General features: G+C 65.9%; 15 protein-coding genes. 7 read left to right on the forward strand and 8 right to left on the reverse strand.

What is annotated here, in order from left to right:
- Positions 1–206 precede the first annotated feature (206 nt).
- Positions 207–2354 carry a right-handed parallel beta-helix repeat-containing protein gene (locus tag LI337_RS18185; protein WP_227231343.1) on the forward strand — a complete coding sequence of 716 codons (2148 nt, stop codon included), beginning with the start codon at positions 207–209 and terminating at the stop codon, positions 2352–2354.
- Between the two features lie 114 nt (positions 2355–2468).
- On the opposite strand, the gene LI337_RS18190 is transcribed toward LI337_RS18185, so the two are convergent.
- Entirely contained in the window at positions 2469–3581 is a 1113-nt protein-coding gene (locus LI337_RS18190) for a glycosyltransferase family 4 protein (RefSeq protein ID WP_227231344.1), read from the reverse strand.
- Between the two features lie 338 nt (positions 3582–3919).
- Between LI337_RS18190 and LI337_RS18195 the strand changes: the two genes are divergently transcribed.
- The 3 genes from LI337_RS18195 to LI337_RS18205 are packed head-to-tail and all read left to right on the forward strand — an operon-like array spanning position 3920 to position 8836.
- On the forward strand, positions 3920–5731 hold the full coding sequence (locus LI337_RS18195; protein WP_227231345.1) for a hypothetical protein: 1812 nt from the start codon (positions 3920–3922) through the stop codon (positions 5729–5731).
- Complete coding sequence (locus LI337_RS18200; protein WP_227231346.1) at positions 5728–7299, forward strand: alkaline phosphatase family protein; 1572 nt, start codon at positions 5728–5730, stop codon at positions 7297–7299. The genes LI337_RS18195 and LI337_RS18200 overlap by 4 nt, the downstream gene beginning before the upstream one ends.
- Before the next feature lies 1 nt (position 7300).
- Positions 7301–8836 (forward strand): oligosaccharide flippase family protein, encoded by a 1536-nt coding sequence (locus tag LI337_RS18205; protein WP_227231347.1) that lies wholly within the window; start codon positions 7301–7303, stop codon positions 8834–8836.
- A 284-nt stretch (positions 8837–9120) separates the two neighbouring features.
- Here LI337_RS18205 and LI337_RS18210 read toward each other — a convergent pair whose 3' ends face one another.
- From LI337_RS18210 to LI337_RS18240, 7 genes are read right to left on the reverse strand one after another with little or no spacing between them, the layout of a single operon-like run.
- The gene (locus tag LI337_RS18210; RefSeq protein ID WP_227231348.1) at positions 9121–10356 is read right to left on the reverse strand and encodes a glycosyltransferase; all 1236 of its coding nucleotides are present in this window, start codon (positions 10354–10356) and stop codon (positions 9121–9123) included.
- A 2-nt stretch (positions 10357–10358) separates the two neighbouring features.
- On the reverse strand, positions 10359–10976 hold the full coding sequence (locus tag LI337_RS18215; protein ID WP_227231349.1) for a PIG-L deacetylase family protein: 618 nt from the start codon (positions 10974–10976) through the stop codon (positions 10359–10361).
- On the reverse strand, positions 10973–11935 hold the full coding sequence (locus LI337_RS18220; protein ID WP_227231350.1) for an ATP-grasp domain-containing protein: 963 nt from the start codon (positions 11933–11935) through the stop codon (positions 10973–10975). The genes LI337_RS18215 and LI337_RS18220 overlap by 4 nt, the downstream gene beginning before the upstream one ends.
- Entirely contained in the window at positions 11914–12603 is a 690-nt protein-coding gene (locus LI337_RS18225) for a PHP domain-containing protein (RefSeq protein ID WP_227231351.1), read from the reverse strand. The genes LI337_RS18220 and LI337_RS18225 overlap by 22 nt, the downstream gene beginning before the upstream one ends.
- Positions 12604–12634: 31 nt before the next feature.
- The gene (locus LI337_RS18230) at positions 12635–13777 is read right to left on the reverse strand and encodes a DUF354 domain-containing protein (RefSeq protein WP_227231352.1); all 1143 of its coding nucleotides are present in this window, start codon (positions 13775–13777) and stop codon (positions 12635–12637) included.
- Positions 13774–14838: a glycosyltransferase family 2 protein gene (locus LI337_RS18235; protein WP_227231353.1), complete on the reverse strand. Its 1065-nt coding sequence runs from the start codon at positions 14836–14838 to the stop codon at positions 13774–13776. The genes LI337_RS18230 and LI337_RS18235 overlap by 4 nt, the downstream gene beginning before the upstream one ends.
- Positions 14838–16247 carry a nucleotide sugar dehydrogenase gene (locus LI337_RS18240; protein WP_227231354.1) on the reverse strand — a complete coding sequence of 470 codons (1410 nt, stop codon included), beginning with the start codon at positions 16245–16247 and terminating at the stop codon, positions 14838–14840. Before LI337_RS18240 ends, LI337_RS18235 begins: the two co-directional genes overlap by 1 nt.
- Before the next feature lie 505 nt (positions 16248–16752).
- Between LI337_RS18240 and LI337_RS18245 the strand changes: the two genes are divergently transcribed.
- The 3 genes from LI337_RS18245 to LI337_RS18255 all read left to right on the forward strand — a co-directional run bounded on the left by LI337_RS18245 (position 16753) and on the right by LI337_RS18255 (position 19472).
- Entirely contained in the window at positions 16753–17991 is a 1239-nt protein-coding gene (locus LI337_RS18245; protein ID WP_227231355.1) for an MFS transporter, read from the forward strand.
- 134 nt (positions 17992–18125) lie between these two features.
- A complete protein-coding gene (locus LI337_RS18250) occupies positions 18126–18620 on the forward strand; it encodes a nucleoside deaminase (protein ID WP_227231356.1) in 495 nt (164 codons plus the stop codon).
- Between the two features lie 210 nt (positions 18621–18830).
- Positions 18831–19472, forward strand: a complete 642-nt coding sequence (locus LI337_RS18255) for an alpha/beta hydrolase (RefSeq protein ID WP_227231357.1) — start codon at positions 18831–18833, stop codon at positions 19470–19472.
- Positions 19473–19487 lie beyond the last annotated feature (15 nt).

The following is a 19487-nucleotide window of genomic DNA, read 5'->3' on the forward strand; positions in this document are numbered from 1 at the left end:
AGAGTAGTCAAACAGTCGACACTGTGTCCGTAAAGCACAGCTTAAACTGTGTAAATACGCTTGTAACTCCGGAGAAGGCGGTCTACTCTGTCGTTCCAGCCTGTCGAAAGGTACTGTGGTAATGGTAGGCATACGGCAGGCATCAGACAACCACTTTGCTACAAGCTGGCCAAATCTGTTTTATCCTTAATCGGCCATTAACGAGTATGCCACACGACCATGAAGACAGTCCCGGAGGGATACCTTCCGGACTCGACAGACGCAGTTTCCTTCGCCTCGGCGGTGCCGCCGTCGGGACGGCGGCGCTGGCCTCCTCGTCGGCAGCAGCGGCGGTCACTCGGTACGACATCACCTTCTCCCGGTCCGTGAACGTGGTTGAGGAGTACGGCGTCGATCCGACCGGGTCCGAGCGAGTCGACGACGTGTTACAGGAGCACATCGAAGACGACACGCTCTTGATCTTCCCGGAGGGCGAGTACCGGTTCGAGGGCAAACTCGCCGAGTACGGCATGGACCGACTGGGCTTCTACGGCGACGGCGACGTGCGGTTCGTCGCGCCGGACGGCTTCAACGACATGCTGATCGACTACAACATGATCGGCGAGATCCTCGTCGAGGGGATCACGCTGGACATGACCGCGCCGAACACCGTGACCGGGATCGACATCGACGCGAAGTACCGGGCGGTCGTCGAGGACGTGACCTACGAGGGTCGCGGCGTCCACGAGGACACCGGGACGACGAGCGCGTTCGGGATGTCGATGAAGAACGACGACGCGGTCGGAATCATCCGGAACGTCTCCGTTGAGGAAGGTGGTGCGCTGGGCCACTACGAGGGGGGCAACGGCCGGATCGGGGTCTACGTCGGCCCGAAGAACGAGGGGACCGTCCGTATCGAGAACACGACACTGGCCGACTTCCCGAACAACTGTGTCTACGCCAGTAAGACACCCGGTAACGTCGAGGTCGTCGACTGTACTTTCCGGAACAACAACGTCGCGTCCGTCAGGATCAGCGGCGAGGGCAGCTTCGTGAAGAACTCGACGTTCCTCATCGACCTCGACCAGTACGACGGACCGACCGACGGGATGGACTACTCGTTCAACACTCGCGGTATCTGGCTCGAACAGGGGAGTTTCGACTTCCCCGGCGGGGCCGTGATCGAAGGCTGTGACATCACCGTGGTCGACACGCGCTCCTGTTCGGGAGCCATCGCACTCGCGGGGTCGGCGAAAGAGACGACCATTCGTGACACCGAGATCCGCGTCGACACCGACAGCACGAACGCGATCCGACGGAAACCGCCGAACGACTACGCCCCACTCACTGTCGACAACGTCACCATCACCGGCAGTGCCGACGGTGGACAGGCGATCCTGCTGTGGGAGGCGGACGGCTCTGTCGTCAAGAACAGCTGTCTGTACGTCCCCGGCACGAACCGCGACGGCGTCCGTGCGCTGGAGGCCTCGAACTGTACCGTCGAGAACACGAACATCTCGGCCGGTGGTATCCGTGTCCGGGAGGACAACACGACCGTCTCGACTGCGGACCTCACCGAGATCGACGCCTGTCCGGTCTCCAGTGTCGACCGGAAGGAACTCCTGATCGAGAGCGTGGGCGACGAAGGCGCGGTCGACTTCGAGGCGACCGTCTCCGGCGACGTCGAACGGGGACCGCTCGCGGAGGACTACGACCAGATCGACGGCAGCACGGTACTTGGCCACGTCGCTGGCGGCGGCAAGGACTCGTTCATGTTCACGGGCGATCTGACGGACTTCGACGTGACATTCGGCGACTACTCCGACGTGCGGGTTTCGGTCGACGGCGAGGAGCAGTTGTGGGCGACCGGGAAGAAACTCGAGATCCGCAGCGTCGGCGACGAGAAGGCGGTCAACTTCGAGGCGACCGTCGACGGGAGCGTCGAACGCGGCGACCTCGCGGAGCCCTACGACGACATCTCGGGCGGGACGATCGAGGGCCACGTCGCCAATGGGGGCGTGGACACGTTTCGGTTCACGGGCGACTTGACGAACTTCGACGTGACGTACGGCGACAGCGCCGACGTGGCGGTGCTGGTCGACGGCGAGCAGGTATCGTGGGGGACGTCCCACCGGCTGTTGGTCGAGAGCGTCGGCGACGAAGGGGCGGTCGACTTCACCGCGACCGTCTCCGGCGAGGCGTGGCGCGGTGACCTCGCGGAGGACTACGATTACGTCTCGGGCGACACGATCGAGGGCCACGTCGCCGCCGGGAAGGCCGACAGCTACCGCTTCACTGGCGAACTGACCGACTTCTCCGTGACGTTCGGCGACAAACGGGACGTACGAGCTTCGGTCGACGGCGACACGATCTGACGGCGACCCGATCTGCTTCGGTCACCGGCCGTCTCCGCTTCTCCCGCTTCACCTTCCCGGGGAGACCGTCGAACACACTCTCGTTCGGGTGGTGACGATCCGTTCCCGGAACGATCAGTCGCTCTGCCGACCCGGCCTACCCACTACCTCGCGGTACAGCGCTTCGAGGCGGTCGGTCACGTGGTCCCACGCGTAGCGGTCTTCGATCAGGTTCCGGTTGCGTCTGCCCATCTCACGGGCGGTCTCGGGGTCGGCGAGCAGGTCACCCAGTGCCGCAGCGAGTGCGTCGGCGTCACCCGGTTCGACCAGTCGCCCGTTCTCGGGACCGACGACCTCCGGGACGCTCCCGACGCTGGTGGCGACGACGGCGTTCCCGCCGGCCATCCCCTCCAGCAGGGCGAAGGGCAGTCCCTCGGCGTGTGACGCGAGTACGGTGATCGTTCCCTCGGAGAGCAGGCGGCGCTTCTCGGCCTCCGAGACGTAGCCGTGGTAGGTGACGGTTCCGTGCCGTTCGGCCAGCGCCTCGGCTTCGGCCCGGAGCGGCCCGTCACCCGCCAGTACGAACTCGAACTCGACACCCTCGTCGGTGAGGCTGTCGACCGCGTCGAACAACTCGGCGATCCCCTTCCGGGGGACGAGATTCGAGACGACGACCACTCGCGGCGGATCGGCGTCGTCCCGTGGTTCGAAGTCGCCGGGCGTGACGGCGTTCGGGAGGACGACGAGCTTCTCCGGGGCGACGCGTCCGGCGAGGCTCTCTGCCCAGTACTCCGAGAGGACGATCACCGCGTCGCTCTGCTCGAAGACGAGCGACTGAAACCACGATAGCGGGGGGCGAGCGTCGGCGACGAACTCGTCGAAGGTCGGGCCGTGGACGTGGAGCACGACCGGGACCCGCCAGAACAGAGCCGACACCAGGACGTACAACCCTGCCCGGAGAAACGAGAGGTCGTCGGAGGCGTGGACGTGGACGAGGTCGGGCCGCCGCCGGAACGGAAACCGAGCGAGGGCTCTGAGGGTCCGGTAGCACTTGTGCCAGAAGACGGCCCGTTCCTCGCCGAGCAGTCCGGCGAGTGCGACCGTCCCCTCGGGTGCCGGTGTCGCAGTGTCGTGAATCCGCGACCGGACTGCGCCGTCGAACAGGTCGTGCTGGTGGTTGATGTAGTGGGCGATGCCACCGGTTCTGTGGCCTGCCGGACCGACCAAGAGTACGTCGAGTGGAGCCACCTCTTGTCGGCTGTGATGGTCCGACTGATCGTGCTCTCCTGCCCAACTGTGATCGTCAGACTGACAGCGGTCTCTCGGTCGGTTGTAGCTCACGGGGTTGTCACCTCCCGCGTTGCTGTGGGTACTGGTGTGGGCGCACCCTGCACTGCCGTCGGTCGCGGGACTCTCACCGGTCCGCTCGGCAGTCCTCGTTCGCTCAACCGTCTCATACCCTCCCGTGCGCTGGACGCCCGGTTAGTTATCGCCGACCTACAGCCCACGACCGCTAGCGCCGACGGCCGCTCAGACCGTTATACGATACATAACCAAGCCGCTAGAGGCTGGATGAAGGAGTACAAATGTCCCGACTCTCGAAAGTGGGTCTCGTCTGTGGGTACGCGGCACTAGCTGTCGCCGCAGCCGTGGCTCATCTCTCTCCTACGTCAGGGTACGAGCTGTCAATCTACACGGCGACGCCTCCCCCCTACTGGATCGCCGTCGGCGTCGCACTGTTCGTCTCCGTGCTCATCGCGTTCACGAGTACCGGCATCCTCCGAAGCGGCTCACTCGTTCTCGCCGTCGGGTCGATGTACTCCATCGGGAGCCTCCCGCTCGCTCGTGGCTACTATTTTTACGGCTCCGCAGACGCGATGACGCACCTCGGCTGGACAGCAGACCTCCTAACTGGCAGGCTCCCCGTTCTGGACCTGTACTACCCCGGTCTCCACTCGACGACGCTTCTCACGAGCACGCTCTCGTCGATCCCGACGAGACGAGCGATGCTTCTCTTCGTCTCACTGTTCCTCTTGGCGTTCGTCGCGTTTAGCTTCCTCGCCGTGCGGGCGATCACGACGCGACAGACCGACACGACGTTCGCGGTGTTCGCGGCGCTCCTGCTCCTCCCGATCACGCACCTGACGACCCACTACATCAACCCGCACCCGATCTCCGACGCGATCCTGTTGATCCCACTCGGACTCTATCTGCTTGCCCGGTACATCACCGACAGCGAGCGCGACAGACCCCTGACGAAGCTGGGTATACTGCTGGCGCTCTACTCAACGGCGACGCTTCTGTACCACTCGATGCAGGCGCTCCACCTGCTGATCCTGCTCGGTGGGATCGTGTTGATCCAGTTCTACGTCCGGGTGCGGTCCAATTTCTTCGAGAGCGCGACCGCCTCGTTCAGCCGGATCACCGAACACCGCCCTGTCTACGTCCAGACGGCCTTCCTCGCGGGACTGTTCCTGCTCTGGAACCTGAACCGGGATCGGACCGTGAACGCCGCCGAGGGGTTCGTCTCCGAGTTCAGCAGCTTACTCGCTGGTACCGGGCAGTCCGCAACCTACGTCCAATCGCGGGGGTCGTCGCTGTCCGCCATCGGAGGTGACCTCGTCGAGGTGTTTGCCAAGATGTTCCTGCCGAGTGCGATCTTCTGTGCGATCACGGGCATCCTGATGATCGGGGTCTTCTTCGGCCGACTGAAGCAGGACTCCGACGCCGACGCATTCGTCGAGTACCTCTGTGCCGCACTGGTCGGGTTGCTGGTGTTCGACGTGCTCCTGTTGATCGCCGGTGACACCTCTGACCTGTTCTTCCGGACGCTCGGTGCAGTCATGGCGGTCGTCACCGTCCTCACGGTGTTTGCGGTCCCGAGACTGCTGGACTGGGCACCGATCTCGCTTCCTGAGAAACCCCGTCGGATCGGGGCGATGGTCGCCATCGGTCTCCTGTTGACCGCCTCCGTTCCGACCGTCTACGCCTCGCCGTACATCTTCCAGACGAACGGACAAGTAACCGAACAGCAGATGACCGGTCACGAAATCCTCTTCGAGCACGAAATGGACGACACACAGATCGCAGCACTCCGAAACGGCCCATGGCGCTACTACCACGCCATCTACGGCGTCGAGACCTCCGAGGAACGCATCTCTCGGATGAAACAGAACGGTGTTCCCTTCGGGACTCTCGGCTCACTCCAAGCGACGTACCAGACCGATCAGTACGTCGCGCTCCGTGAATCCGACGAAGAACGAGAAGCCGGCGTCTATCGTGGCTTACGCTACGACGGCGCGAGCTTCGATTCGCTCGACTGGCAACGGGACGTCCACCGGGTGACCAGCAACGGCGGGTTCCGTGCGTACCTCGTTGATAAGGGGGGGTCGGCATGAGCGGTCCGGCCGTGGTCATCGGTCTCGACGGTGTCCCCTGGGATTTCATCGAGCGATGGACCGACGACGGCCATCTCCCGAACTTCGCCCGCCTCCGCGAGGAGGGGGCCGCTGGGCCGTGTCAGAGTACGGTGCCGGCGCTGACGGCGCTCGCGTGGCCGTCGATCACTACCGGTGTCCGGCCGGACAAGCACGGGTTGTACGCGTTCAGCGGGTTGCAGCCGAACTACAGCCACTCGCTCAACACGAGTCGGCAGTCCCGTCACCCAGCGATGTGGGACGCACTTCGGTCGGTGGTAGTTAATGTCCCGATGACCTACCCTGCCAGCGACATCGACGGCATCATGATTACCGGCATGATGACGCCGGACGGATCGCCACAGTTCACTCACCCGCCGGAGTTCCGGGATCGATTGGAAAGCGACTATCCCGACTACCGCATCGGTCTGGACTGGAAGGCGTATTACGGCCGGCCGACCGAACTCGCTGCGGACCTCGGTGAGGTGCTCTCGACCCGTCGTCGGTTGATGAACGACCTGCTGGACGAGGACTTCGAACTGTTCTTCTTCGTCTATACCGAACCGGATCGGCTCCAGCACCTCGTCTGGGACGAAGACTTGCTCCGCAGCCACTACGAGCGACTCGACGACGTGATCGGCGACGCGCTCGCACACGTTGAGGCGAACGACGGGACGCTGTACGTCGTCTCCGACCACGGCTTTGGGCCGGTGAAGCGACAGGTGAACCTCAACACGATCCTTCGCGACGCCGGGTTCCTCACTCCCGCGAGTGACGACGGCGTCCGAGGCTTGCTGTCACGAGCAGGTCTCACGAAGTCGCGCGTGCTCGATGGTCTCGAGAAGGTCGGGGTCAGCGAGAACCACCTCGTCAGATACCTGCCGCGACAGTTGGTCGATTCTGCGGCCGCGACGGTCCCCGGTGATCACGGGATGTACGACGTAAACCACGGCGAGACGGACGTGTTCGCCCATGGCATGGGTAACATCTATATCAACACGACCGATCGATTCGACGCCGGCACGGTGGCCCCCAGCGAACGTGATCGGGTCAAGACGGAGATCGTCGAATTGTTCCGGTCTGTCCAGGACCCTGAGACCGGCGAACGCCCGCTCCGGGTCGCCGACGGCGACGACCTTTTCCCGACAGATCCGGACTCACCGGACCTCGTCGTCGAAGCTGGCGAGAACTACACGGTCAGCACCGGAAAGCTGACCACGGCGGCGTTTAGCTCCCCAACGAACCTCGCCGCCGACCACAAGCCCGAGGGTATCTTCCTCGCGTGGGGGCCAGACATCGCGGCCGGCGTGACACCCGAAGACGCGACTGTCTACGACTTCGCACCCACCGTCCTCCACGGAATGGGAGAACCCGTGCCGGACGACGCTGACGGTCGCGTCCTCTCCGAAATCTTCACGCCGGGATCCAGCCCTGCCGAGACTCCGGTCGCGTCGGCCAACTACGGTGATCGAGTCTCCGACGGAGACGACGAGGAAGATGACTTCAGCGGCGTCGAGGACCGACTCAAAGGCCTCGGCTATATGGAGTGAAATGTTCGTCGACCAAGACGACGTATCGAAGTTACTCTCGAGCGCGTCCCTCGTCGTCGCCGGGTCGCTGATCTACTCGGTCGCACAACTGTTCGAGCGGATCATCATCGCCCGGGCGCTCGACCCCGGTGCGTACGGTGAGGTGTCGATCGGACTCACAGTCATGGGCATCAGCGCGACGTTCGCGTTGCTCGGGTTCAGCCAGGGGATCCCACGGTTCATGTCGAAGTTCGAGAACCCGACAGACGTTCGGGGAACGCTGGCGACGGGCCTGCTCGTCGCGGTCATCACCACCACGCTGATCACTGCGATCCTCCTGTTGAACGCCGAGTTCCTCGCGCGGACGTTTCTCGACCCCGGCACACCGTCGAGTCTGATCACCCTCTTTGCGCTGGCGGTGCCGTTCGTCGTCCTCATGCGACTCGGGATCGGCGGTATCCGTGGCCAGGAGAACACCCGCTACAAGGTATACGCGGAGAATCTGCTGTACCCCGGACTCAGGCTCGGCTTGATCGCGGGGCTGCTCGGTCTCGGTTACGGCATCCAGGCGGCTGGTTACGCCTACCTCACGGCCGCTGCCGTCTCGGCGGTGTTTGCGGTCTATATGCTCCACCGGTTGTTCCCGCTCGTCGGTGACTTCTCCCTGCACACCCGCGAGATGCTGACGTTTTCGGCCCCGCTCGTCGTCTCGTCGCTCCTCTCGGTGATCTTCTCACAGACGGACACGCTGATGATCGGCTACTTCCACCCCAGCGAGGAGGTCGGCTTCTACAGCGCGGCCTACCCGCTGGCGACCGGGCTGAACCTCGTCCTGACCTCCTTCGGGTTCATGTACCTCCCGGTGGCAACCCGGCTCGACACCGGGAACAAACGCGAGGAGGTCGACGCGGTGTACAAGCTGACGACGAAATGGATCTTCGTCCTCACGTTCCCACTGTTTCTCACGCTGGCGTTCTTCTCCAGTGACGTTCTTACTGTCGTCTTCGGGGCCGAGTACGCTGTCGCGGGCCTGACGCTGACGATCCTGACGATCGGCTACTTCACTCACGCGGCCGCCGGTCGGAGCAAGGAGACCTTCTCCGCGCTCGGATTCACGAAGTACGTCCTACTGGTCAACGCCATCTCGTTCGGCCTGAACTTCGTCTTGAACCTCCTCCTGATCCCCGACCTGGCACGCGTCGGGGCAGCTATCGGCTCGGCGACGGCCTACATCCTCGGCAACGTGATCACGCTCCTGATCTTGAACCGGAACTTCGGTATCTCGCCGTTCTCGCGCTGGTCGATCCGGACGTTCGTCGCACTCCCGGTCGTGATGCTTCCGCTCGCGTACCTCGTCTCACAGAACGTCGAGGGAACGTTTCCGATCCTCGCTGTCTTCGGGATCACGAGTGCGGCTCTGACACTGGTCGTCCTGACGCTGTCCGGCGGTCTGCAACCGGAGGACATCATCCCGGTCGAGTACGTCGAGACGGCACTCGGCGTCAGAATTCCCTACATCCGACGGTTCATCCCCGAAGACGACTCGATCCTCGAGTGAGCGATCGAACACCTCGAACAGCGGTCTTCGAGTGGCCCTTCGGACGACTCGATCGGTCGGCGCTCGGGAGTCTATCTTCGGTCTCTCGGCGCTTGTTGCTATTGCTCTGACACGACATTGGCGTCGACTCAGCTTCTCGGTGACGCGCCACTCCGAACTGTCACCAGGACTGTGATGGGGGACGCGGCTACAGGACGTTCCTCGGTCGAAAATTTCTTTCGGGTCTCCGATTCTCGGGTGGCCCTGTCCCCTGCCCTCCCGAGCCGGCTGCACATCCCGACGCTTCAGGCCACGGCATCGCCGTGATCGACGGACAGTCCGCCGTACTCGCCGCCGGTCAGCACCGACTCGTACAGATCGAGCAGTTCCGCGACGACCTCCTGCCACGTGAACTGCTCGGCGTACGAGAGAATCAGTTCGCGGTCCCACTCGCGGGCTAATCCGTCTTCGATCACGTCTGCCAAGCCCGCCACGTCGCCCGCATCGGACAGCAAGCCGTACCGGTCGTCGGTGATGATCTCGCCGACCCCGCCCACGTCCGACCCGACGTAGGGTTTTCCACAGCCGAGCGCCTCGAACATCACGGTCGGATTGCCTTCGGCCGTGCTCGGGAGCGCGAACACGTCACAGGCGTTCATCCACGCCGAGAGGTCTTCTTCCGGGATGTAGCCGAGCAACCGCACCGTTCCCTCTAAGCCACGCTCTGCGATCTGCTTCTCGATGGCGCGTTTCTGCCCACCGTGGCCGCCGATGGCACAGACGAGCGGTGTGTCGTCGCCGGCTCGCCCCCGGCGCTCCACGAGGTCCGCGATGGCGTCGACGAGGTAGTTGTAGCCTTTCCGCTTCTTCAACGCACCGAGCGAGAAGACCACGTCCGCGTCGGGATCGAGGCCCAACCGCTCGCGGGCGACGTAGGTGTCCATCAGGCTGAACCGCTCGCGGGAGTAGCCGTTCGGAACGAACACCGCGTTGTCGCTGTACTCCCGTAGCTTCGGCAGGTCCCGGCGGTTCACCCGGATCACGGCGTCCGCGTCGCGCCAGGTCTCGTAGACGCCCTCGGGGCCGTTCTCGTACTCGTCGAGGAACCGGCCGCGGTTCGCGTGGACCGTCAGGACGAACGGGATGTCGAACTCGCGGCTCACGGCTCTGGCGGCGTAGCCCGCCGTCCAGGTGAAGTGCGCGTGGAGCAGGTCGAAGTCCAGGGGGTGGTCACGAACCTGCTCACAGAGTCGCTCCGCGTGGCGGTCGCCGAGTCGACGGTAGCCGCCGTCGGTGGGGAGGTAGAAGAGCGACGTCGTGTGAACCTCGACGTTGTCGGGGGACTCTTCGTCGATCTTCGAGGACTTCCGGTACGGTTCGAGCCACCGGATCGGAAGGTAGTCGGCGGCCTCGGCGACCGGGTTGTACCGGACGAAGACGACCACGTTGGCGAACTGTTCTGCGAGAAGGTCGATCTGCTGTTTCGCGAACGTGGTGTACGAGTGGGAGACGACGAGGAGGTTCTTGTCGTCGAAGCGCATGGTCACAGGTCCGCGTGCTGTTTGACGACCTCGAACGCCTCGGCGTAGTCACAGTTGGCCTCGTAGCCCCTGTACGCCGCCCGGCCCCGGACAGCCTCCAGCCAGGTCTCGCCGTGCTTCTCGACCTGCGAGCCGTGAGCCCGCAGGCTGTCGATCTTCCGGTCGATCGAGTCGGTCACGTCCACGTAGTGTTGCGGCCGGAACTCGTGGGGCGTGATCCCCCCGGGGATCGTCGGTCCGTACATGTAGACGGACTCGTGGTTCTTCCGGGTCGCCGCGATCACCGCGCGGGCGAGGTGGCGGTGGTCCTGGTGGGAGTCGTAGTGCCACGGGACGTAGACGACCTCGGGGTCGTAGTACTCCAGCAGGTGGTCGACCTCGCCGACCAACTGTCTGTCGTACCTGATGTCGTCGAGTGGCACGTCCAGGATGTCCAACTCACAGCCGAGAATCTCGACTGCGTCGCGGGCTTCACGCCAGCGTTCGTCCTGCTCGTTGTCGGGGAAGCTCGTGGCGACGACCATCGTCACCGTGTCGCCTCTGTCTGCGTGGCGGGCGACCGTGCCGCCCATGCCAACCTCTACGTCGTCCGGGTGTGCGCCGAATGCGAGTACCTTCATCGTTCTAGTTCCGTGAGTTCGTCGGGCTGTACCACCAGTTCGTCCCAGAAGCGGGAGACCACGATCTCTTCCGGTTCGGGCACCGTGACCGACTCGCCGGCCGCCAGTCTGAGGGTGAGATGCGGGAGGTTGACGCCGGCGTGGGTGGCGATGACCGTCCCGCCGCCGAGACGGGGGTTCACCTCGACCAGTCGCGGCGTCCCCTCTGCGTCACGCTTCAGTTGCATACACGAGGGACCGACCAGCCCCAGATCGCGGGCGATGCCGCGACAGATCGTCCGAATCTCGTCGTCCAAGACGGTCCGACCCTTGAAGCTGATCCCGCCTTTCGTCTCCATCCGGACGCGCGGCAGTGCCACGAGTGGCTCGCCGTCCAGGTCCGAGAGGACGTCGACGGTGTACTCCTCGCCGGGGAGGTACTCCTGGACCAGCATCGGTTCGCCGGTGTCCATCGCTCTGTGGGCTTCCTCGGGCGTCTCACACAGCGCGACGTGGCGGCTCCCCTTTCCGGCGACCGGCTTGACGAAACACGGGTACGTGTCCAGTTCGTCGGGATCGGTCGCGGTTCGGGGGAAGGGGTAGTCGTCGGCAAGCGCGTCGTGGAAGGCCAGTTTGTCCGTGCAGGTGTCGATCGTCTCGGGACTGCTGACGACCGCCGTGACGCCCTCGTCTGCCAACTCCTCGCGGATCTCTGCGTAGCGTGGTAGATCGTAGCCGGTGGTCGGCAGGATCACGTCCACGCCGGCCTGTTCGATCACCGCTCGCGCCGTCGGGAGGAAGTCTTCCTCGTTCGCGCGCGGGACGACGAACCCCTCGTCGGCGAGGTAGAGACCGGCGGCGGTCTCGTCGGCGTCGGTTGCGACGAGTCGGCCCTCGAAGCCGGCCCGCCGGAGCGACCGCATCGCCCCGACGCCGGCCGCGCCGCCCGCCCCCGGAATCAGTACTGTCTGTCGATCCATTTCCATCGTTTCTGCAACTCCTGTGTACTTTGTAATTGAGAGGCTTCGTGGGCGTCACTGCCGACGACCACGCTCGCGTCGTGCGTTCTCGTGACCCCCACGAGGTCGGCTCGCGGCAGGTCGTATCGACTGTTCACCTCGATCGCCGTGTCGTGTTCGACCGCCGTAGCGACCACCTGCGACCAGTCGTCGGCCGTCAGGTCGAGTCCCCGCCGCGTCGGGAGCAGAGTAGGATGTCCATACACGTCCACGACAGGGTTCGCGACCAGCGCGCAGGCGGCGTCGACGTACTCCGCGACGCTCACCTCGGGGAAACTGTGGAAGACGCCGGTCACGACGTCCACCTGTCGCAGCACGTCGTCGGACACGTCCAGCGTCCCCTCGCTGTCCAGCACTTTCGCCTCACAGCCGAGGAGGATCGTGAGGGTCGGATACGCCTCGCGGGCCTGCGCTACGTCACGCCGGAGGGCGTCGAAGTCGTAGTCCAACTCCCGCCGGACGTGTTCGGAGAAACAGAGCAGGGCGGGACCCGCCTCCACTGCGCGTCGGCAGTAGTCCGCGACCGAACTCTGCCCGTCGGTGTAGTCGGTGTGCATGTGCCAGTCGCCCCCGCGCCGAACCTCGCTCGGGAGGTCCGCGACCGACTCGGTGGAGATCACACTGCTCACGGCCGACCACCGCCGACTGTCGTCGGACGAGTCACGGCCGACCACCTCCGACCGTCCCCTCGCTCCGCACGTCTCTCGTCGGCTCGCCCGCCTGCTCGCCGACGCCCGCGAGGTCGGCTACCTGCTCGTGGATCACTTGGGTCGTGTCGACCTTCTCGGCGAGGAGTCTGGCCCGACGTTCGGCCCACGACTCCCCTGTCGAGGCCAACACGTCGTCGGTCGCCGGCACCGGCGGCTCTCCGCCGGTCAGAATCTCCCGCGCGACCGCCAGCCCTTCGCGCTGTCGCGTCTCGCGGTCCTCGTCCACGAAGCTGAACAGCAGGCCGTACCGTTCCAGATCACGCGTGTAGCCGAGTTCCCAGTTCGAGATGTAGACGGCCGGCGTGCCCAACACGGCGGACTCGGCGGCCATCGTCGCGCTCTCGCCCACGAACAACTCGGCGTGGGCCAGCAGGTGGTGCATGTGCTCGGGCGGCACGTCGTACCGCCGGTCGGCCAGCGACTCGGGCACGTCGGCCTCCGCCGAGACGACGACCCGCCCGCCCGAGGCTTCCAGTTCTTCGACTACCGCCTCGATCCCACCGAGTCCCGACTGGCCGAAGTCGTGGGCCGCCCCCCACGCGACCGTCCGCAGGACGATCAATCGCTCGTCGGGGTCGACGCCGTGAGCGCGCAGTATCTCGGGGTCCGGCGTGAACCGGTTCGGGTGGAGATACGCGAGTTCGTGATACCCTGGGTACCGGACCGCCGTCGCCGGCAGGTCGCCGAAGTAGCAGTCCGGCACGCAGATCCGGTCCGCGAAGGGGAACGCGAGCCGATTCTGCAGGGTTCCGTGTTCGGTGTCTACGAAGAGCAGGCTCTCGGCACCGACGAGTGGTGCGACGTGGGTCACGCCCGGTTCGGCGATGGCGACCAGCACGTCGGGGTCGAACCGCCGGGCTTCTCCGAGGAGTTTCGCCTCCCAGACCAGTTGTGTCACGGCCAGATCGAGGAAGCCGTCTGTCGCACCCGCGAGGACCGTGTGCTCGACGTCGTAGGCGTCCAGCAGGGCCGTGGCGACGCTCTTCTCGCGGACGCAGACGTGGACCGCGTGGCCCTCGGCGCGCCACTCGGCGATGGCGTTCCGGAAGAAGTGGACGTGGCCGGGATGCTGGATGGTGACGAGGACTCTCACGGGGAGGGTTGCACCTCCAGCGGCCGGTTCCGCGCGCGATCCAGCGTCATCGCGGCCACCAGCAGGCCGCCGCCGAGCAACACTGCGAGTACCGCCGACAGCAGCCCCGAGACCGGCGAGGGGGGCGCGGGCACCCCGACGCCCGCGAGGGGAAGCGCGGTCCACAGCAGGAGGGGCAGACTCGCCCCCGTCAGGCCCGCACCGAGGTAGTAGCCGGCGAGCGTCGGGAGCGTGCGACCGCTCCGAAACTCGGCGTTGATCCGCCAGAGGAAGTTCCACAGCAACATCAACGACACGCGCCGGATGTAGGTCCCGTACTTGATACTGCTCTGTTCCTCGCCGTATCGGGCCGGCATCGGCACGTCCGCGATCCGGACGCCCGCGACGTTCAGCTTCACGAGGAGGTCGTTGCAGTAGCCGTAGTACTCGTAGAGGTCGTCGAGGTCGATGGCGACGAGTGCGTCACGCGAGATGGCCGTGTAGCCGTTCTGCGGGTCCATCATCCGCCAGTAGCCGCTGGCGATCTTCGTCAGGAACGTCAGGGTGAGGTTGCCGACGAACCGGAACCGGGGCATCTGCTCGCGGAACTCCCGGTAGAGCAGCCGGTTCCCCTTCGCGTAGCCGGCCCCGCCGTCGATCAGCGGGTCGAGGAAGCGCGTCATGATCGAGAGGTCCATCTGGCCGTCGCCGTCGACGGTGACGATCAGGTCGACCTGTCGTTCGACGGCGGCCATGTAGCCGGTCTTGATCGCACCACCCGCGCCCTGGTTCTCTCGGTGCTGGACCGGCAGGACGCGCCCGACCCGGTCGGACACGGTCGCCCGCTCTGTGAGCGGCGTCGCGGGCGCGTCGGGGTGACGAGCGACGGCGGTCGCCGTCTCGGCGGTCGGTTCGGTCTCGGCGGCCGTCGTCAGAATCTCCGCCCACGTGTCGTCGGTCGAGTCGTCGTCGACCGCGATCACCAGATCGACGTAGTCGGGCATCCCTCGGAGGACGTCGCCGACGAACCCGCTCTCGTTGTACGCCGGCACGACGACGGCGACGCGGTGGTTCCGGTACATCAGAGATCGCGGTAGATCGCCGGCAGATCGGCGAAGCTCTCTCGGTCGAACGTCCAGTCCACGTCGACGATCACGGGGTACTCGCCGAGTCCCGACACCACGTCGGCCGGTCGGAGATCGGTGAACTCCGGGTGGGCCGTCGGGATCACCACGCCGTCGAAGCCGGTGAAGTCGAGGTCCTCGAGCAGGTCGATCTCGAAGACGCTCGCGAGCACCTGGTCGTCACCGTGCGGGTCGTAGCCCACCAACCGGTAGCCTCGGGTCTCCAACTCCCGGACGAGTCGTTTCAGTACCGCAGACCGCACGTCGGCCGTCCCCGGCTTGTACGTCAACCCGAGCACGAGGAGGCGCGGACTGTCGTCGCTCTCGTCGCGCTCTGCGGTGATCGTCGTCGCCTCGTCGCGTCCCTGGACCAGTGTCCCGTCGGGCGTCTCGTGTGTCTCGTGGGCGACCGCGTGGTCCACTGCGTGGCTGTCGCGGATCTCCGCGCGCGTCGTGAAGGCGTCGTCGACGAGGTCACAGACCCTGTTCGGCACGTCGTCGTTCACTCGCCGGGCGGTGCTCATCAGCTCCGGTTCGTAGTTCGCCTGCCGCGCCCGGTAGATCAGGTAGTAGGGATCGATGGGGATGCAGTGACCGCCGACGAGACCGGGTTCGTACTGCTGGAAGTTCCACTTCGTGCCGGCGGCCTCCAGTACCCCACGCGTGTCGATGTCGAGTGCGGACAGGGCGGCCGACAGTTCGTTCATCAACGCGATGTTCACGTCCCGCTGGATGTTCTCGACGCACTTCGCGGCCTCTGCCGACTCGATGCTCGGTGCGGTGTGGACGCCCGCGTCGATGATGTCGCCGTAGAGGTCGGCGAGTCGTTCCGTCACCGCGTCGGTGCGACCGCTGACGATCTTCACCACCTCGTGGAGTTTCCGGCCGCCGATCCCCGGCGAGAGACGTTCCGGCGAGTAACCGACCTCGAACTCCTCGCCGACCGTGAAGCCGGACTCGGTCTCGACTGCCGGACAGAGCACTTCGCAGGTCGCACCCGGGTACACCGTCGATTCCAACACGACCGTCGTCCCCGGCGAGATGTGCCGACCGAGGGTCTTGCCGGCCGACTCGACGTAGCCCAGATCGGGATTCCCGGTGTCGTCGACCGGCGTCGGGACGGTGACGATGACGTAGTCGGCCCCGGCGAGCGACGACGGATCGGTCGTGAACTCGATACTGGACTCGGCGATGGCGTCTGCGCCGGTGTCTCCGGTCGGATCACCGCCGGCACGCAGTGTTGCAACTTTCTCGGCGTCGATATCGAACGCGGTGACAGTATGGCCGGCTCCGTCGAACGCCACGGCGAGCGGCAAGCCGACGTAGCCGAGCCCGATCACCGCGATTCGAGAGGGGCCCTGCTCCATTACGACTCCCCGTTCGACACCAACGGTCTTGACTAAACACTGGCTAACTGTGATAGGGGGACCGAAACACCGACTCGACGCAGCCGACCGCCAGACAGCAGATCGTCGATCTCGCGGGCCGCCGACCGCCCACCCACGGCCTCGCCTCCGACCGTCGATCACTCGTTCGCCACACGTACGACCTGGCTCGGCTCCGGGTCGACGTCTCCCGGCGTTCACCGCTCGTCCCACAGTTCTGCGGGGTCGTCGGCCCGCAGACGCCCGATCCGGCGGCAGACCTGCTTGACCGCTGTGGGCGGTCGCGTCCGGCCACCCCGCCGCCTGAGGGTCGCATCGGCAGGGTCTGACGACTGCAGGGACTGCCCGGTTAAGCCACTCTTAACGCCCGACGAGTCGGCAACAGAGCCCACCGCTGTCGGTGAGGGACGCTGACCGTCGATCGGTGCGTGACGCGCTCTCGTCGAAGGACGATGCCGATAAGCCGCTCCAGTCCCTTCTGCCGACAGTGACGACGCGACAGGATCGGACCGCGCTGGCGGGAATCGTCTTTCTCGTGCTGTTCGCGCAGGTCCTGCTCTACCCCGGCATCGACGCGCTCGTCGCGGCGCTCGGTGCGGAGACGCGACTCTCGGCGAGTATGTGGTTCCTCGCCGTCGAGTACGCCGCCTTCGTCGCCTTCGCCGTCGTCTGGGGGGCGCTCAGCGACGCGACCGGCCGCCGTGTTCCGTTCGTCGTGTGCGGTGCGCTGGGCGGTGCGGTCGGCTACGCCGTGCTCGCGTTCGTGCCCGTCGCCTCCTTCGAGACGATCCTCCTCTTACGACTGTTTCAGGGTGCGACTACCATCGGCGCGTTCTCGCTGGCGATCACGATGCTGATGGACCTGCCGGGCGGTCACGGCCGGAACATGGGCTCTGCCGGTATCGCGATCGGCGGGGGCACCGCCCTGGGCGCACCGATCGGCGGGCAACTGTACGAGGTCGGCCCGCTGGTGCCGGTGGCGGTCGCGGCCGGCCTGTTCGTACTGGTCGCACTGCTGGCGCTGACTGTGAACGACCGCGCGCCGGGCGAGCGTGGCACCTCGCACCCCTCGGCAGCCGCCGACACCGGCGGATCTCGCCTCGGTGCCGGCGCGGTCTCGTCTGCGCTGTCGGGACTCGCCCGCCGACCGATCCTGCTCGTCCCCTACGCCTTCGGCTTCGTGGACCGACTGACGGCCGGCTTCTTCGCGCTGGTCGGGACGCTCTACTTCCGGGAGACGTTCACGCTCTCGCCCGGCGAGACTGGTCTGCTCCTCGCGTGTTTCTTCGCACCGTTCGCACTCCTCCAGTACCCCTTCGGGAAACTGTCTGACCGAGTCGGTCGCGTCGCGCCCGTCCTCGCCGGATCGGCGGTGTACGGGCTGGTCGTGATCGTCGTCGGCCTCGCACCGACCGCGACGACCGCCGCGATCGCGATGGTCGGCGTCGGCGTCGTCGGGGCGTTGATGGCCCCCGCGACGATGGCACTCGTCACCGACCTGGCGAGCGAGACCGAACGCGGGGCCGCGATGGCCGGCTTCAACGTCTTCGGCAGTCTCGGCTTCCTCGCCGGCGTGCTGGTCGGCGGGACGGTGGCGGGGCTGTTCGGCTACTTCTGGGCGTTCGTCGTTGCCGGCGGCATCGAACTTCTCGTCGTCGTCCTGTCGCTGCCGGCGCTCTCGCGGCTCTCGGTCGGGACCGACAGATCGCCGGTCCTCACCGACTGAGGCCGTTCCTCGGTCGCTCGTGTGTCGGTGGTCAGTCTCTCGGTGGCTCGTGTGGCCGTGGCTCGTCTCTCGCTCGTGTGCCGACAGCGTTCCGCGACCCCAAACCACATTCTCACTGCCTCCGACAGACCGGTATGTCCACTCCGAGCGACCCACCCTTCGCCGGCGAAGACCACGAGAGACACGTCGGGCGAGCGATCGAACTCGCCCGCGAGGCGGGCGACCGGGGCGACGGCCCCTTCGGGACCGTGCTGGTTCGAGACGACGAGGTCGTCCTCGAAGCGCGGAATCGCGAGGTGACCGACGACGACCTCGCAGAACACCCGGAACTCTCGCTGGCGCGACGGGCGACCCGCGAGTTCGACGCCGAGACCCGCGCCGAGATCACGATGTACACCAGCACCGAACCGTGTCCGATGTGTGCCGCAGGGACCGCCTACGCCGGACTCGGTGGGGTGGTCTACAGCGTCTCGGGTGCGCGACTCGGCGAACTGCGCGACGGACCCGAGGGTATCCCCTGTGGAGAGGTCTTCGAACGACTCGGCCGGGAGATTCCGGTCCACGGACCGGTGCTCGCCGAGGAGGGCGAGGCGGTCCACCGCGAGTACGGCGCGATCAGCGACGACTGAGCCGGTTCCGAGACGACGGCGTCGACCCGGCACCCCAAGTGACCCACGCGTCACCGGGTGACGTCGAGGTACGCGAACCGCTAAACCCCCGGCGTGCGTCTATCGAAGTGTGACTGTACGTATCGACGGCCGCGACCGCGCGATTCGGCGCTCCGTCCGCCGAGAGACATCGATGACGCGAGCCGACAGCCGGCGACCCGGAGGACCCAGATGAGCGGTCCCCACCAGAACCAGCCTGTCGCGACCGCCGGCACGGCACCGGAGGACGCGCAGGCCGGGGTCGTACTCGTCCACGGACGCGGCGCGACCGCACGCGGGATGGTCGGCATCGCCGAGGACATCGGCGTCGACGGTGTCGCCTATCGCGCGCCACAGGCCGCGCGCGGGTCGTGGTACCCCAACCGGTTCATCGCCCCCATCGAACAGAACGAGCCACACCTCGCGTCCGCGCTGCAAGCCGTCTCGGACTCGGTCGAGTCGTTCGTCGATGCGGGCATCCCCTACGACCGGATCGTCGTCCTCGGCTTCTCACAGGGCGCGTGTCTCGGGAGCGAGTTCGTCGCCCGGACGACCCGCCGCTACGGCGGTGTGGTCGCCTTCAGCGGCGGCCTGATCGGACCACTCGGCTCCGAGTTCGACCACGAGGGCGATCTGGAAGGGACGCCGGTCTTCCTCGGCTGTAGTGACAGCGACCCGCACATCCCGGTCGAGCGCGTCCACGAGACCCGCGACGTGTTCGAACGACTCGGCGGCGAGGTCGAAGAACGCATCTACGAGGGGATGGGCCACACGATCAACGCCGACGAGATCGGCTACGTGCGTGAGCTGTTGTCGGACCTGACGAGCGACTGAACCGGCCGTCGATCC

Source organism: Salinirubrum litoreum (genome assembly GCF_020567425.1).
GTDB lineage: Archaea > Halobacteriota > Halobacteria > Halobacteriales > Haloferacaceae > Salinirubrum > Salinirubrum litoreum.